Raw genomic sequence first — 15,368 nt, forward strand, 5'->3', positions numbered from 1 at the left:
ATGACACCTATTCGGCGAGCTGTCCACGTTCTATTCCAAATTAAGGTCATTATATTTCTGGCATCTCCATTATGCAACACGGGGAATCCTCTATAGTTCTATCTCTATTCATACAAAAAAGCAGACGGCCTCTGCCATCTGCTTGTCCTGTCCTTCCGTTATCCCTCTCGGTATGACTGGGCGTTGCCCTTCCGAATCTCTTCCGTTACCCCTTCGCTTTCGCTTCGATAAGGCTCTCTTGAAGCGGACGCCGGCCGCTGGGTACTTCGCGCTCGTGGAATTTCGGATCCAGCGTCTCCAGGCCGCCGCGGTAGCCGAGCGCCACGACCGCATGGAGCTCCAATCCATCCGGCAGCTCCAGCGTCTCTTTCGCCTTCGCCCGGTCGAAGCCGCCGACCGCGTGCGCGATCAGACCGAGCGCTTGCGCCTGCAGCGCGATCGACGCCCATGCCGCTCCCGTATCGAACGCGTGCGAGCCGTTCGGCTCCCCGTTGTCGCGCAGCGGGTTGGACGCGAGAAGCAGCAGCACCGGCGCGCGGTCCGTCCAGGCCCGGTTGCCGGGCACGATGAACGATTGGAACAGCTCGAGCTGCTCCGGTGTCTTGGCGACGATGAACCGCCATGGCTGCAGATTGTTGGACGATGGCGACCATCGGCCCGCTTCCAGCACCGTCAGCAGCGTCTCCTCGGCTACCGGCGTATCCGCGAACGAACGGGGAGACCAGCGATTGAGGAACAGCGGCGTAACGGCATGGTCGGTCTCGCGGCGGCTGGCCACCTCGTCGGCAAGTTCAAGTACGTTGGACGGATTTGTTTCGTTTTGGCTCATGATTTTACGCCTCCTAGGAATTAAGAATGGCTTTTTCGACGGCATCGATGCGTCACGCAGGGAACAGTGCTCGCAGCGCTTCCGGCATTACGCGGCTCGCGCGCGTCACCGCGTCCATTGCGACGCTCGTCACGAGCGCGTCCGCGCATACGACGCCATTCGCGTTGCGAATTTCCTGCCGGAGCACATAGCTGCTGCGTCCCGCCTTCTCCGGCGCAGTGATGACCGTTAGGCGGTCGCCCTGCCTGCATTCCCGGCGATAATTGATGTTGATATTGACCGTCACCGTCTGCACGCCTAACGCGAGAAACTTCTCATAGGGCAGCTCCATGCGCTCGTACCATTCTTCGCGGCCCCATTCGAGGTATTCCAAATATTTCGCGTTGTTCACATGCCCGTTCACGTCGATCTCGGTGGAGCGCACGATCAGCTCTAGCGATACTTCCATGGTCCCATCTCCTACTGCTGTATGACGCGAGGGTTTACGCGTTCGGCGAAATCATATCCTCCGCGCGAACGACCTCGTCGAACTTCTCGGCTGTAATCAGACCGCTGCGAATCGCCGCCTCCCGCAAGGTCAACCCTTCCTTATGAGCGGTCTTCGCGATCGTCGCCGCGTTCTCGTAGCCGATATGCGGATTCAGCGCCGTCACGAGCATGAGCGATTCGTTCAGGTGTCGCTGGATCGTCTCCCGGTTCGCTTCGATGCCGACCGCACAGTTCTCGTCGAACGAGCGGATGGCGTCCGCCAGCAGCCGCGCCGATTGCAGGAAGTTGTGAATAATGACAGGCTTGAAGACGTTCAGCTCGAAATTGCCCTGGCTTGCCGCGAAGCCGATCGCCGCGTCATTGCCCATTACTTGGCAGACGACCATCGTCAAGGCTTCGCTCTGCGTCGGATTGACCTTGCCCGGCATGATGGAGCTGCCCGGCTCGTTCTCGGGAATGCGGATCTCGCCGATGCCGCAGCGCGGTCCGCTGGACAGCCAGCGCACGTCGTTGGCGATCTTCATCAGATCGGCGGCCAACGCCTTGAACGCGCCGTGGACGAACACCAGCTCGTCATGGCTTGTCAGCGCATGGAACTTGTTCTGGGCGCTCTTGAATGTCTTGCCGCTCAGTCTGCTAATTTCCGCCGCCGTGCGATCCCCGAACTCCGGATGGGCGTTAAGCCCCGTGCCGACGGCCGTGCCACCGATCGCAAGCTCGCGCAGCGATTCCGCGCTCAGCCGGATCATGGCGTCCGCCTTCTCCAGCATGCGCACCCATCCGCTGATCTCTTGGCCGAGCGTCAGGGGCGTCGCGTCCTGAAGATGGGTCCTTCCGATCTTGATCACGTCGTGGAACGCGTCGCGCTTCTGAATAAGCGTCGACTTCAGCTGATCGATCGCCGGCAGCACGTCGTCTTCGACCGCGATCAGCGCGGCGACGTGCATGGCCGTCGGGAACGTATCGTTGGAGCTTTGGGAGCGGTTCACGTCGTCATTCGGATGCACGCTGCCTTCGCCGGCGCGCTCCCGCAGAATTTGCGTCGCCCGCCGCGCGATCACTTCGTTCACGTTCATGTTCGACTGCGTGCCGCTGCCGGTCTGCCAGACGGCCAGCGGGAACTCCGCGTTCCAGCGTCCGCCCAGCACTTCGTCGGCGGCATCGGCGATCGCATCGGCCTTAGCCGGATCCAGCTTGCCGAGCCCTTTATTGGCGAGCGCGGCGCTCTTCTTCAAATAAGCGAACGCTTGAATGACGGGAAGCGGCATTTTCTCCGTGCCAATCTTGAAGTTCTCCAGACTGCGCTGCGTTTGCGCGCCCCATAGGCGATCCTCCGGCACCTGGATTTCACCCATGGAATCCTTTTCGATCCGAAAACTCATTTGACCTACCTCCCAGAATATTGTCCACCTACATTGTACCCGAGCCAACGTTTTCCAACCGTCCGACTTTAGCCGGATTTTTCCTGCGATCCGGTAAAGGTGACCCGGAGATCGAGCACCTCGCTGCGGCTTCCGATCCGCACCGGAGGCCCCCACGTGCCGAAGCCCGAGGATACGACGACATGCATGGCGTGCTTGCGCATATATCCCCAGTCCAGCTCGAACAAACGCCGCGTAATCCAATGGTTTGGCGCCATTTGCCCTCTATGCGTATGGCCGGAGAGCATCAGATCCGCGCCTGCCTCGGCCGCTTTCTCGAAGCCGTAGGGCTGATGATCCAGCAGCAGGATCGGCTTGGCCGGGTCCAATCCGGCCAGCAGCTCGGCGACGGGGAGGCGGCCGTTCTGCATGGATTCGGCAGCCTTGTCCTTCCGGCCGGCCACATAGAAGGAATCCGCCACCAATACCGTACGGTCGGTCAGCACCTCGATGCCAATCGCCTTCATACGCTCCATATACTCGGGGATATGACCGCCGTAGTATTCGTGGTTGCCTAGCGAGACGTATACCCCGAGCGGGGCGCGCAGCTCCCGCATGACGTCCGCCATCCGCTCGCGCACGAACGGCTCCACGCTGTCGTCGAGCACGTCGCCAGGCATCAGGATCAAGTCGGGCTTCAACTCCTCCGCCTTGCGCACGAGCCGTCTCAAATGCCGTTTGCCGACGATATTCCCCAAATGCAAATCCGAGGCGACCATGACGCGAAGCGATTTATACGCGCCGCCGGATTTCCCGATCTCGATGTCATACCGTCTTACAATCGGGCGCCACGCGTTCCAGGAGCCCTTGAGCAGCAGGACCAGCAGCCCGCCGCTGGCCGTCCAGCCCGCGACGGGCAGCGCCGTAGCCGCCTCTAGTCCGGCGAGCCGAAGCACGCCGTAAATCAGGTCTCCCGCGGGCACGAGCAGCAGCGCATAGAACAAGACGGCCAATCCATAGGAGCCGATCTGCTTCAGCAGCGCGTAGCCCCAATAAGGAAGAGCTCGCCGCAGCAGCATGGCGGCTATATAGGCAACCGCAATCACCCCATAGATGATCCAATACGCGCTCATCATGCCCTCCGGCAGTATCGCCGACCAGAACAACGAGCCGTTCCAGCTTATCCAGGCGTTAAGCACGAGAAAAACCAACAAAAACAACAACGCAGAAACGATATTCATCCGTATCCGACTCCCATGTCAATTTCCAAGCAGACCTGGCCGGTTGCCGCCAGATTATCCCCATCCTTGCTTTCTGCTTTCCCGCTTAATCAGCCGTCGCATCCTTGGGAGCCGCCACCGTTCCCGCTTCCCCTCGCGCGGCCGGATACGCTTTCTCCCAACGGTGGTCCTTCCGTATCTCCTCATCGCTGATCAACAAATACTTGCTGCCGGCCTGCCTGGGCTTGTCCGGCAGCGGGTCGTCCCATGTCGCGTCGACGTGATGCCAGCCGTCTTCGAGCTGGACCAGATTCCATACGTGACTGCCGCTGTCCACTTGGCCTTCGACGATGCGGCTCTCGATTCCCGCCGCCGCCAGCATCCGCTGATTCAGCAGGGCGTAACCCTGACAGACCGCCTTGCCTTGCGTCAGCGCCTCGTAGGCGGTGTACCTGGCCAGGTTCTCGTCATAGGCCAATCGCAGCACGATCCAGTCGTGAATCGCCTTCACCTTCTGCCGGTCGTTCATTTCGGGCGTCATAATGGCCGCCAGCGCCTGCCGAACTTGTTCGTCGACATATCGCGTCTGCTCCGCCGATTCCCGGTACCGCACGTTCATCGTCACCGTGGCGGTGCTTCCCCATGCCCGCACCGAATAGAAATAAGCATCGACCACGTACGCCGTATAATCATCCGCTTCGATCGCGCGCCGGGTCAGCTCCGCGATGTTCGCCGATAGCTCGGCGCGGTCGCCGGTATACGCTAGTTTAATGACGGGCTGCCGCTGTTCCACCTGCATCGCGATTTCCCGTTCGAGCGCAGACGGCGTCGAGGTGCTCCGCGCGAGCGCCTCCGCGTCTATGAAGCGCATTTCCGCGCCAAGCCCGAACGTTAACGCCGCCGCCGCTAGTCCTAGACGAACGATCAACCTGCTCATGATGACAGCCCCCTTAAGTAGCTTCTTGTCCCCATTATACCTTCCTTGTTTTGGAGAAGAAAGGCGAGTGCCTTGTGCGCGGTCCCCCTCGGGTTCGTCCTCTTTCTCAGGTACTAGAGAGAAATAGTACTATTCGCACAGGCGCGATTCTTAGATGATACGACTAAAGCAACAGCATCCATCCAGCTTCGCCCACCCCCGTTCAAATTAGGAGGCTTCAGCATGAATTCCGTCTACATAACCAGCATCGGCAAGTTCCTGCCCGGCCAGCCCGTCGGCAACGAAGAGATCGAGGATTACTTGGGCCGCATCGGCGGCAAGAGCTCCAAGTCCATGCGCCGCATCTTGGAACAAAACCGGATTCGCACCCGGCACTACGCGATCGACAAGCAGCAGCGCAGCCTCTATTCGAATGCCGAGATGGCGCAATACGCCATTGCCGACGCGCTGCGACGCCATCATGAACCGCTCGATTCGCGGATCGGGTTCCTTGCAGCCGGAACGACGCAGGGCGACCTCCTCGTACCGGGCTTTGCCAGCATGGTACATGCGCGTACCGGGCTTCCCGCGATGGACATCGCAACTCACCATGGCGTGTGCGGAAGCGGCATGCAGGCGATGAAGAACGCCTTCTTGCGCGTGGCGACGGGCGAGACCGAGGCCGCCGTATCGTGCGCCAGCGAGTTTCCGAGCCGTATTTTCAAACACACTCGCTTCGAGCAGCAAGCCGCCCTTATGGATCGTCCCATTCCGTTCGACACCGACTTTCTGCGCTTCATGCTCTCCGACGGCGCCGGCGCCGCGGTGCTCGAACGCCAGCCCGCTTCATGCGGCCTGTCGCTGCGGATCGAGTGGATCGACAACATGTCCTATGCCGACCGTTACGAGGCTTGCATGTACGCCGGCGTCTCTTCCGGCGCGGACGCTCCGGCCAGCTGGCTCGACTACCCGTCCATTCAGGAGGCAGCGGATCGCGGCGCCATCAATCTCAAGCAGGATATCCGGCTCGTGAACGAAATGCCCAAGGTCGGCGTGAGTCGCCTCTTCGAGCTCGTAACCGAAGGACGGATCGACCCGGCGCGAATCGATTGGATGGTCTGCCATTACTCCTCGCACTTCTTCCGGGAAGAAATCTTCCGCCTGCTCCGGCTCGGCGGACTGACCATTCCTGAAGAGCGCTGGTTCACCAACTTGTACACCAAAGGCAATACCGGCGCCGCGTCCATCTACATCATGCTCGAGGAACTGCTGAACGACGGCCATCTGAAGCCAGGCGAGCAGGTGCTCTGCATGGTGCCGGAGAGCGGACGGTTCCAGACGTCCTTCATGCTGCTGACCGTCGTCGGGTCCGCGGACGATCAATCGGCCGCGGCGATCAGTCTCGTGAAGGAACGGGAGCCGGAAGCGCCGCATCTGGACTACGATGCCGCCAGCGCGACGCAAGCCTATCTTGTCCGGGAGCTCGTCCAGGTATGGATCGACTTCGAGCAGAGGCTTGCCCGCGTGCCTGCTATTCGTCAGCTATACGACGGCAAATTCACGTTGGAGCTGTATAAGCTGCTCATGGAGAACATTCGGCAGCAGGTCATCGACGGCTCGCAGTGGATCGCCCGCGCCGCCTCCTACATCGCGATCGAGCATATCGACCTGCGTTCCTTGTTCATTGCGCATGCCCGGGACGAACATCGGGATTTTCAAATTCTCGAGCGCAACTACACGGCCGTCGGCGGCGAACTCTCCGCGATCCAGTCCGGCGAGAAGAACATCGGCAGCGAGGCGCTATCCGCTTACCTGTTCCAGCGGGCCAGCCGGGATAATCCGTTCGATCTGATCGGCGCCATGTGGATCATCGAGGGTCTTGGCTGCCGCATGGCCCGGTACTGGGGCGAAATGATTCAAGCGCAGCTGAACCTGACCGACGAGCAGGTGTCGTTCCTGATCTATCACGGCGACTCGGACGAGAAACATTTCGAACGGCTCGAAACCGCGATTGCCCACCCGATGCTGACAATGGACATGGCGGCGCGCATCGTCAAGACGGCCAAAACGACCGCACGCCTCTACGTGCTGCAATTAGAGGAGCTGGGGAACGCATGAGCCAACAACCGAACCATTTTGAGCGGATGACGCACGACAAGCGCGACCCGGATCCTTTTCTCGCCTTGTACATGGACCGCAGCATCCCGTTCAACGAGGAAGCCAAGGCCGCTTACCTCAAAGACTGCTCCGGCAAATCGCGCCAGTTTCTGCTCCCCGTCCTGCGTCCGTTCGCCCGGCTGCTCATCATCGTCCTGCAGCTGTACAAAATCGTCGTGCCCAAGGCACTGACCTCGTCGCGCCTTCTTCACCGCGTGCTGTATTGGGGCATGCGCACGTTCGTCAGCCCGGAAGCCAACTTCATGATTTTGCGCCACTTCTATCTCGGCTCCGAAGTGCTGCAATTCATCCGCGACAACATACCGGGCGTTGCGATCGAGCTGAATCCGCTCAAGCCGACGAATCTGGAACCGGTGAAGGACGATCTGTTCCTCATTCACGACCTGAACCTGTACAACTTCGTCATTAATCTGAACCGCGAGCTGAGCGAGAAGGGGCTGGAAATTACGAAGCAGAAGCGCTTGAACTTCGACGCGATTACGCACGGCCGTATTCCGATCGAGCCGATGCCGGGGCGCTGGACGAATTTCATGGACCTTACGACGGCGATCGAATGCTTCACGCCGGTCTACCAGCTGTTCCTGACCGATAACGATTTCTGGCGGGCGACGAACTCGCTCCAGCTCGACGAGACGATCGGCATCTACGCCTCCCGCATCGTCGGCAGCAATGAGCGGATGGCGCTCGTGAACAATAAGCATCCGATGGTGCCGCTGACCACCCTGCGCGCCGGCTTCCGGCTCGTGCTGCACGGGCTGGCGACCGAGCAGTTACACGCGACGCTAGTCGAGTTGAAACGCCAAGAGGCCTCTTCCTGACGGAAGAAGCCTACTTGACGTTTTCGGTTGATTAAATGAGCCGGAAGCGCCGCCTAAGGACTTCACATTACCCTACCCTACCCTACCTGGCTCGGCTTTTCGCTGCGATGGGCCCGCCTTACTTCAGCCGATAAAAAGCCGCCGCGTTCCCGCCAAACAGCTTCTCCCGTTCCTCGGACGTCCATGTCTCCGGCAAAGCACACTCCAGCGCATGCATGACGTCGGTATAGCTGCCCGCCAGCAAACAAACCGGCCAGTCGCTGCCGAACATGACGCGGTCCGGTCCGAATTGCTCCAGCACATGGCGAATGTAAGGCTCCAGCTGTTCCGGCTTCCAGCGCTCATGATCCGCTTCGGTCACCATCCCCGATAGCTTGCAGTATATATTCGGCATCGCGCCGATCGCCGCCATTTGGCTGCGCCACGGCTCCTGGATGCCTTCCGCGATGCGCGGTTTGGCCACATGATCGATCACCGCATGCAGCCGCGGCACCTGCTCCAGCGCTTCAATCAACGCGTCCAGCTGCGGGGTTTTGACCAATAGATCAATCGGCGTGCCTTTCCGCTCGAAGAAAGAAAGCGCCTCCAAATATCCGCGTTCGAGTATGACCGACGAATCCGCAAGATCCTGAAGCATGGTGCGGAACCCGACGAATTTCGGATGTCCGGCAAAACGTTCGTACGCGTGAACATAGGAGGGACTGAACATATCGACCCAACCGACTACGCCCGCGATCGATTCATCGCATTCCGCCAGCTCCAGCAAATATTCCGTCTCCGCCAGCGTCGCCGCTGCTTGCACGACGATCGTCTTGTCGATTCGATGCCGCTGCAATTCGGGCTGCAGGTCGGCGGGCAAATAATCCCGGCACAGCACCGGCATCTCCGGACCGATCCAGCCGTAGTCGCCCCGGCTTAATTTCCAGTAATGCTGATGGGCATCAATACGCATAAGTCCCCTCCTGCGTGGAATAGGATGGTTCATAACGGACGTTCTTTTCTATTGTATCAGCATATCTTCGCCAAGAAGTCGCTTCTCATTGCAGATTTGTACTCTTTCTTGCTATGTTAGGAGAAAGCGAGATTAATCGACTCAAAGGAGCCTCTGTACGTGAAACCATTACGCAAACCGATCAAGCCTGGAAGCCCGTTCATGTTCGATATCGCTTACCGAGAGACCAAATCGTCGCAAACCGAGCTGCCCGAGCATTTTCACGACTGGTACGAAATCGTCTTTATCTATGCCGGCAGCGGAACCTTCTTCATCGATCAGACGCTGTACGACGTGAGACCCGGCGATCTTTTCTTAATCCCCGGCGACACGATTCACCGCACGCTCCCGGACGCGGCCGATCCGGTCATCGCTACCGCCTTATATTTCAGCCCGCTCCTCATACCGCCCAACGTATACGGAGACGGGTTCTCGCTCCTAGACGCTTTCGAGCACAGCAAACAAGCCAAGCAGTACCAGCTGGATACGCGTACATACCGCGAGACGATCGAGCAGCATCTGGAACTCATCCACGAGGAGCTCAGCGAGAAGCGGCCGGGATGCCGGCAAGCAGTTCAATTAACGCTGCAGCAATTGCTGCTCGTGCTGGCGCGTCATACGACGCCTTCTACCGCCGGCGACGTCCCGCCCCCGCATATATGGCCTTGGATCGGCCAGGCGCTGCACTACATCGAGGAGCATCTCTTCGCGGAAATTCATCTGCCGCAGCTCGCGCGCGAAGCCGCCGTCAGTCCCTCGCACTTCAGCCGGGTATTCAAGCAGCTGACCGGCATGAACGTCACGGAGTACATTCTTACCAAACGCATCCTTAGCGCCAAAGAACTCCTTACCCGCACCGATGATAAAATCAGCGACATCGCCGCGCAATGCGGCTTCGAGAGCTTGCCCTATTTTCACAAAAAGTTCAAGGCCGTTACCGGATCCACGCCTTCGCGCTTTCGTCGGCTGACGTTAAATTTCCCTACTTAAATCAACCGACACTTGAAACGCACGAAGCCTTCCTTCCTCAAGAAGGAGGCTCTTCGTGCTGCTCCCGTATTATCCAAGACTGATCCCTCAGGAGAATACGCATGCTTTGTTTTCCCGGCCACCAACCCTGTTGTCGCTGCGCCACTATGATGTCGTTGCCTACATAAAAAAACAAAAAACGTTCAGCATCTCGCTGAACGTTCGTTTCGCATATGGAGCGGAAGACGGGAATCGAACCCGCGACCCTCGCCTTGGCAAGGCGATGCTCTACCGCTGAGCCACTTCCGCATATGGTGCGGTCAAGAGGACTTGAACCTCCACGTCATTGCTGACACTAGAACCTGAATCTAGCGCGTCTGCCAATTCCGCCATGACCGCATATGAAAACTGGTGCCGCCGAGAGGACTTGAACCCCCAACCTACTGATTACAAGTCAGTTGCTCTACCAATTGAGCTACAGCGGCAAATGATGAAAAAAATGGCGGAGCCGACGGGATTCGAACCCGCGGTCTCCTGCGTGACAGGCAGGCATGTTAGGCCTCTACACCACGGCTCCGCATGAAGAATTGGTTGCGGGGGCAGGATTTGAACCTGCGGCCTTCGGGTTATGAGCCCGACGAGCTACCGAGCTGCTCCACCCCGCGATAAATAAATGGTGACCCGTAGGGGATTCGAACCCCTGTTACCTCCGTGAAAGGGAGGTGTCTTAACCCCTTGACCAACGGGCCTTACTATTATGTTCGTTTCACACGAACGAATAGTAATATAACATACGTTTCAAGTACTTGGCAATACTTTTCGAGAAAAATATTAAGATTTTGCGGTATGACGTAAAAATTCGTCGTATTCCGCATCCTGATCGGCTCTCGCTCCGCTTAGATCTTCGCTTCGGTCTCCGAACCGGGCTTTTCTTCGATCGACCTCCGAACGGCCACGCTAAATAGAACACCGATGAATGCCAGCGCCGACATGAGAAGATACACCTTTTCTCCGCCAATGTGATCGAACAGCCAGCCGCCGGCAGTAGAGCCGACAACGCCCGAGATGCCGAAAAACAGCACGGCCAAGAGCGTCTGGCCCGTCGCCTTCCATTCTTCCGGAATGATGCGATATAAAAATTGTATCGCTGCGCCGTAGAAGAGGACGAACGATACACCCTGCATGATTTGCAGCCAGACGACCGCACCTGGTGTCGAAGCCAATCCGCTCAATAAGAAGCGGATCGCGTAACACCCCGCCGCAAACGTGATGACAGCCATTTCTCGACCTGGTTTGATCAACCTCCCGCTTATCGCGAAGAACAGCACCTCTACCGCGGTCATCACCGTCCAACTGTAGCCCACCTGTACCGTGCTCCCGCCAAGATACTCCACATACAAACCGATAAAAATATCGTTCATGCGGTGCGGGATCGAGATAATGAGGATCAGCGTAAAGAATAACAAGGTCTTTCTCGCCTTCAGAAAGGCCTTTAAATCGCCTTGGCGCGTCACTTTCGCACTAACAGGAGCATCTGGCAGCAGAAAGCCGAGAAGAAGCGCCAGCGCCCCGTAACCGACGAATAAATAAACATAGGACGATGTACCGCCTGCTTCGCCTGCGTACCCCACGATCATCGAAGCCGCCGCATAGCCGAGCGCGCCAAACATACGGATCGAACCGAAGGCAACGCCTTGTCGTTGAGCGACCTGCACGTTCAAACTTTCCATCAGCGGGTCCGTTGGCATAAAGAATACGTACATGAGCACAACGAGTCCGTACAGCGGAAGCAATTGCTGCGATTGAAACAAAACGGTTCCCACGATGACCGACAGCAAAAGGAGCAGCAGCAATACTTTCTTGACCGTTCGCAAGCGGTCGCTAAGCATCCCCCACATCGGTTGCGCGACCATCCCCACGAAACCGCCTAATCCAATGAGCAGGCCGATCTCCGTCTTGGATAACCCGATCGAAGACAAATACACAGGCAGAAAAGAAAGAAAAATCGCAAACAGCGAAAAATAGACGATATTATAGATGCGAAGGACATTAACCGTCATCCTTACCACGCTCCATTCCGTGAAACTTGCATACGTCCGAAATATCAAAAAACCGATCACCCAGAGGCGATCGGCGTAGATTATGTATTCCATGCTTTGAAAAGATGGTCGGGATGACACGATTCGAACATGCGACCCCCTGGTCCCAAACCAGGTGCTCTACCAAGCTGAGCTACATCCCGTTATAAAATGGCGCGCCCTAAGAGATTCGAACTCCTGACCTTTTGATTCGTAGTCAAACGCTCTATCCAGCTGAGCTAAGGGCGCGTATTTATGGAGCGGAAGACGGGAATCGAACCCGCGACCCTCGCCTTGGCAAGGCGATGCTCTACCGCTGAGCCACTTCCGCATAATGGTGCGGTCAAGAGGACTTGAACCTCCACGTCATTGCTGACACTAGAACCTGAATCTAGCGCGTCTGCCAATTCCGCCATGACCGCATATTGAGATGGTGCGGTTGATGGGACTCGAACCCATACGCCCGGTGGGCACTACCCCCTCAAGATAGCGTGTCTGCCAATTCCACCACAACCGCATATAAAGATAAAAGTGAGCCATGTAGGACTCGAACCTACGACACCCTGATTAAAAGTCAGGTGCTCTACCAACTGAGCTAATGGCTCGTAAAATGGCTGGGGATCAAGGATTCGAACCTTGGCATGACGGAGTCAAAGTCCGTTGCCTTACCGCTTGGCTAATCCCCAACACTTGAATATTCTAAGATGGTGACCCGTAGGGGATTCGAACCCCTGTTACCTCCGTGAAAGGGAGGTGTCTTAACCCCTTGACCAACGGGCCTTATTGAGAGAAGAACGGAGAAGGAGGGATTCGAACCCTCGCACCACTTACGCAGTCTAACCCCTTAGCAGAGGGTCCCCTTGAGCCACTTGGGTACTTCTCCATGGAATGGCTCCCCGAACAGGACTCGAACCTGTGACAACTCGATTAACAGTCGAGTGCTCTACCAACTGAGCTATCAGGGAATATTCAGGAGTGTTGCACCTTGAAAACTGGATACGAAACTCAACACTTTAGCTGTGTTTTTTTCGAAGATGTCGCTCCGAAGCAAGCAATGCTTCCGAAGTGAACATTCTCCGAATGTTCACAGAAGATGCTTCCGAAGATAGCATTCACTCCGTGATTGCTTTTAGGATAAGCCCTCGACCGATTAGTATTCGTCAGCTGCATGCATTGCTGCACTTCCACCTCGAACCTATCAACCTGGTCGTCTTCCAGGGGTCTTACTAATTGGGAAATCTCATCTTGAGGGGGGCTTCACGCTTAGATGCTTTCAGCGCTTATCCCGTCCGTACTTGGCTACCCAGCGGTGCTCCTGGCGGAACAACTGGTACACCAGCGGTACGTCCATCCCGGTCCTCTCGTACTAAGGACAGCTCCTCTCAAATTTCCTACGCCCACGACAGATAGGGACCGAACTGTCTCACGACGTTCTGAACCCAGCTCGCGTACCGCTTTAATGGGCGAACAGCCCAACCCTTGGGACCTACTTCAGCCCCAGGATGCGATGAGCCGACATCGAGGTGCCAAACCTCCCCGTCGATGTGGACTCTTGGGGGAGATAAGCCTGTTATCCCCAGGGTAGCTTTTATCCGTTGAGCGATGGCCCTTCCATTCGGTACCACCGGATCACTAAGCCCGACTTTCGTCCCTGCTCGACTTGTTGGTCTCGCAGTCAAGCTCCCTTATGCCTTTGCACGCTTCGAATGATTTCCAACCATTCTGAGGGAACCTTTGGGCGCCTCCGTTACATTTTAGGAGGCGACCGCCCCAGTCAAACTGCCCGCCTGACACGGTCCCCCCCACCCGATTCAGGGTGGCGGGTTAGAACTCCGATACGATCAGGGTGGTATCCCAACGGCGCCTCCACCCAAGCTGGCGCTCAGGCTTCAACGGCTCCCACCTATCCTGTACAGATCGTACCAAAGTCCAATATCAAGCTGCAGTAAAGCTCCATGGGGTCTTTCCGTCTTGTCGCGGGTAACCTGCATCTTCACAGGTATTAAAATTTCACCGGATCTCTCGTTGAGACAGCGCCCAAGTCGTTACGCCATTCGTGCGGGTCAGAATTTACCTGACAAGGAATTTCGCTACCTTAGGACCGTTATAGTTACGGCCGCCGTTTACTGGGGCTTCGGTTCATAGCTTCGGGTTGCCCCTAACCACTCCCCTTAACCTTCCAGCACCGGGCAGGCGTCAGCCCGTATACTTCGCCTTACGGCTTCGCACAGACCTGTGTTTTTGCTAAACAGTCGCTTGGGCCTTTTCACTGCGGCCCCCTAGGGCTATTCACCCTACCGAGGCACCCCTTCTCCCGAAGTTACGGGGTCATTTTGCCGAGTTCCTTAACGAGAGTTCTTCCGCGCGCCTTAGCATGCTCTGCTCGCCTACCTGTGTCGGTTTGCGGTACGGGCACCTTGACCTGGCTAGAAGCTTTTCTTGGCAGCGGGAACACATAACCTTCGGTACTGTAATTTTCCCTCCCCATCACAGCCCAGCCTTACGATGCGCGGATTTGCCTACACATCAGCCTCACTGCTTGGACGAGCTATTCCATCAGCTCGCGTTACTATCCTTCTGCGTCACTCCATTGCTCATAACGGCTACGGTGGTACAGGAATATCAACCTGTTGTCCTTCGACTACGCCTTTCGGCCTCGCCTTAGGTCCCGACTTACCCTGAGCGGACGAGCCTTCCTCAGGAACCCTTAGGCTTTCGGCGGACAAGATTCTCACTTGTCTTTTCGTTACTCATACCGGCATTCTCACTTGTATGCTGTCCACCAGTCCTTACGGTCTGACTTCAACCTACATACAACGCTCCCCTACCACTGCAACAAAGTTGCAATCCATAGCTTCGGTGGTGTGTTTAGCCCCGTTACATTTTCGGCGCAGAGTCACTCGACCAGTGAGCTATTACGCACTCTTTAAATGGTGGCTGCTTCTAAGCCAACATCCTGGTTGTCTTTGCAACTCCACATCCTTTCCCACTTAACACACACTTGGGGACCTTAGCTGATGGTCTGGGCTGTTTCCCTCTTGACAATGGATCTTAGCACTCACTGTCTGACTCCCGGTTATAAGTCGATGGCATTCGGAGTTTGACTGGACTTGGTAACCCTTGGCGGGCCCCGCACCCAATCAGTGCTCTACCTCCATGACTCTCAATACCGAGGCTAGCCCTAAAGCTATTTCGGGGAGAACCAGCTATCTCCGAGTTCGATTGGAATTTCTCCGCTACCCCCACGTCATCCCCGAATTTTTCAACATTCGTGGGTTCGGGCCTCCAGTGCGTGTTACCGCACCTTCACCCTGCACAGGGGTAGATCACACGGTTTCGGGTCTACGACCACGTACTCAATCGCCCTATTCAGACTCGCTTTCGCTGCGGCTCCGTCTTTCCGACTTAACCTTGCACGTGAACGTAACTCGCCGGTTCATTCTACAAAAGGCACGCCATCACCCATATAGAGGGCTCTGACTTCTTGTAAGCGCACGGTTTCAGGTTCTATTTCACTCC

Annotated in this window: 10 protein-coding genes, 16 tRNA genes and 1 rRNA gene (1 of these 27 only partly in view); 3 read left to right on the forward strand and 24 right to left on the reverse strand. The window is 57.1% G+C overall.

The features are described from left to right. Nucleotides 1–205 precede the first annotated feature (205 nt). The 5 genes from ACFSKT_RS21495 to ACFSKT_RS21515 form a co-directional block, all read right to left on the reverse strand. Entirely contained in the window at nucleotides 206–829 is a 624-nt protein-coding gene (locus ACFSKT_RS21495) for a nitroreductase family protein (RefSeq protein WP_377718168.1), read from the reverse strand. A 52-nt stretch (nucleotides 830–881) separates the two neighbouring features. After that, entirely contained in the window at nucleotides 882–1,277 is a 396-nt protein-coding gene (locus tag ACFSKT_RS21500) for an acyl-CoA thioesterase (protein ID WP_377718167.1), read from the reverse strand. Between the two features lie 34 nt (nucleotides 1,278–1,311). Beyond that, on the reverse strand, nucleotides 1,312–2,700 hold the full coding sequence (fumC, locus tag ACFSKT_RS21505) for a class II fumarate hydratase (RefSeq protein ID WP_377718166.1): 1,389 nt from the start codon (nucleotides 2,698–2,700) through the stop codon (nucleotides 1,312–1,314). Between the two features lie 68 nt (nucleotides 2,701–2,768). After that, the gene (locus tag ACFSKT_RS21510; protein WP_377718165.1) at nucleotides 2,769–3,920 is read right to left on the reverse strand and encodes a metallophosphoesterase; all 1,152 of its coding nucleotides are present in this window, start codon (nucleotides 3,918–3,920) and stop codon (nucleotides 2,769–2,771) included. Between the two features lie 85 nt (nucleotides 3,921–4,005). Beyond that, on the reverse strand, nucleotides 4,006–4,836 hold the full coding sequence (locus tag ACFSKT_RS21515) for a transglutaminase domain-containing protein (RefSeq protein WP_377718164.1): 831 nt from the start codon (nucleotides 4,834–4,836) through the stop codon (nucleotides 4,006–4,008). 222 nt (nucleotides 4,837–5,058) lie between these two features. Here ACFSKT_RS21515 and ACFSKT_RS21520 point away from each other — a divergent pair, with 222 nt between their 5' ends. Continuing rightward, nucleotides 5,059–6,933: a 3-oxoacyl-[acyl-carrier-protein] synthase III C-terminal domain-containing protein gene (locus ACFSKT_RS21520; RefSeq protein WP_377718163.1), complete on the forward strand. Its 1,875-nt coding sequence runs from the start codon at nucleotides 5,059–5,061 to the stop codon at nucleotides 6,931–6,933. After that, entirely contained in the window at nucleotides 6,930–7,811 is an 882-nt protein-coding gene (locus ACFSKT_RS21525; RefSeq protein WP_377718162.1) for a DUF6999 family protein, read from the forward strand. The genes ACFSKT_RS21520 and ACFSKT_RS21525 overlap by 4 nt, the downstream gene beginning before the upstream one ends. A 118-nt stretch (nucleotides 7,812–7,929) precedes the next feature. On the opposite strand, the gene ACFSKT_RS21530 is transcribed toward ACFSKT_RS21525, so the two are convergent. Continuing rightward, nucleotides 7,930–8,763 carry an amidohydrolase family protein gene (locus ACFSKT_RS21530; protein WP_377718161.1) on the reverse strand — a complete coding sequence of 278 codons (834 nt, stop codon included), beginning with the start codon at nucleotides 8,761–8,763 and terminating at the stop codon, nucleotides 7,930–7,932. A gap of 159 nt (nucleotides 8,764–8,922) precedes the next feature. Here ACFSKT_RS21530 and ACFSKT_RS21535 point away from each other — a divergent pair, with 159 nt between their 5' ends. Further along, entirely contained in the window at nucleotides 8,923–9,792 is an 870-nt protein-coding gene (locus tag ACFSKT_RS21535) for a helix-turn-helix domain-containing protein (protein ID WP_377718160.1), read from the forward strand. 213 nt (nucleotides 9,793–10,005) lie between these two features. Here ACFSKT_RS21535 and ACFSKT_RS21540 read toward each other — a convergent pair. The 18 genes from ACFSKT_RS21540 to ACFSKT_RS21625 form a co-directional block, all read right to left on the reverse strand. Further along, nucleotides 10,006–10,080: transfer RNA gene (locus tag ACFSKT_RS21540), tRNA-Gly, on the reverse strand. Between the two features lie 3 nt (nucleotides 10,081–10,083). Further along, nucleotides 10,084–10,170: transfer RNA gene (locus ACFSKT_RS21545), tRNA-Leu, on the reverse strand. 10 nt (nucleotides 10,171–10,180) lie between these two features. Beyond that, nucleotides 10,181–10,256: transfer RNA gene (locus ACFSKT_RS21550), tRNA-Thr, on the reverse strand. A 15-nt stretch (nucleotides 10,257–10,271) separates the two neighbouring features. Beyond that, a tRNA-Asp gene (locus tag ACFSKT_RS21555) sits at nucleotides 10,272–10,348 on the reverse strand. Nucleotides 10,349–10,359: 11 nt separating this feature from the next. Continuing rightward, nucleotides 10,360–10,436 (reverse strand) — tRNA-Met (locus ACFSKT_RS21560). 9 nt (nucleotides 10,437–10,445) lie between these two features. Then, nucleotides 10,446–10,520, reverse strand: a tRNA-Glu gene (locus ACFSKT_RS21565). A gap of 147 nt (nucleotides 10,521–10,667) precedes the next feature. Next, nucleotides 10,668–11,831 carry an MFS transporter gene (locus ACFSKT_RS21570; protein WP_377718159.1) on the reverse strand — a complete coding sequence of 388 codons (1,164 nt, stop codon included), beginning with the start codon at nucleotides 11,829–11,831 and terminating at the stop codon, nucleotides 10,668–10,670. A 105-nt stretch (nucleotides 11,832–11,936) separates the two neighbouring features. Continuing rightward, a tRNA-Pro gene (locus ACFSKT_RS21575) sits at nucleotides 11,937–12,013 on the reverse strand. 8 nt (nucleotides 12,014–12,021) lie between these two features. Then, nucleotides 12,022–12,098: transfer RNA gene (locus tag ACFSKT_RS21580), tRNA-Arg, on the reverse strand. A 7-nt stretch (nucleotides 12,099–12,105) separates the two neighbouring features. After that, nucleotides 12,106–12,180, reverse strand: a tRNA-Gly gene (locus ACFSKT_RS21585). Nucleotides 12,181–12,184: 4 nt separating this feature from the next. Beyond that, nucleotides 12,185–12,271: transfer RNA gene (locus ACFSKT_RS21590), tRNA-Leu, on the reverse strand. A 9-nt stretch (nucleotides 12,272–12,280) separates the two neighbouring features. Next, nucleotides 12,281–12,366: transfer RNA gene (locus ACFSKT_RS21595), tRNA-Leu, on the reverse strand. Between the two features lie 15 nt (nucleotides 12,367–12,381). Next, nucleotides 12,382–12,454, reverse strand: a tRNA-Lys gene (locus ACFSKT_RS21600). A gap of 6 nt (nucleotides 12,455–12,460) precedes the next feature. After that, a tRNA-Gln gene (locus tag ACFSKT_RS21605) sits at nucleotides 12,461–12,535 on the reverse strand. A 19-nt stretch (nucleotides 12,536–12,554) separates the two neighbouring features. Next, nucleotides 12,555–12,629: transfer RNA gene (locus tag ACFSKT_RS21610), tRNA-Glu, on the reverse strand. A gap of 15 nt (nucleotides 12,630–12,644) precedes the next feature. Continuing rightward, a tRNA-Ser gene (locus tag ACFSKT_RS21615) sits at nucleotides 12,645–12,732 on the reverse strand. A 6-nt stretch (nucleotides 12,733–12,738) separates the two neighbouring features. Beyond that, nucleotides 12,739–12,814: transfer RNA gene (locus tag ACFSKT_RS21620), tRNA-Asn, on the reverse strand. Between the two features lie 165 nt (nucleotides 12,815–12,979). Continuing rightward, a 23S ribosomal RNA gene (locus tag ACFSKT_RS21625) occupies nucleotides 12,980–15,368 on the reverse strand; it runs 541 nt beyond the window's last position.

This window comes from Paenibacillus xanthanilyticus, assembly GCF_042682185.1.
Taxonomy (GTDB): domain Bacteria; phylum Bacillota; class Bacilli; order Paenibacillales; family Paenibacillaceae; genus Paenibacillus_Z; species Paenibacillus_Z xanthanilyticus.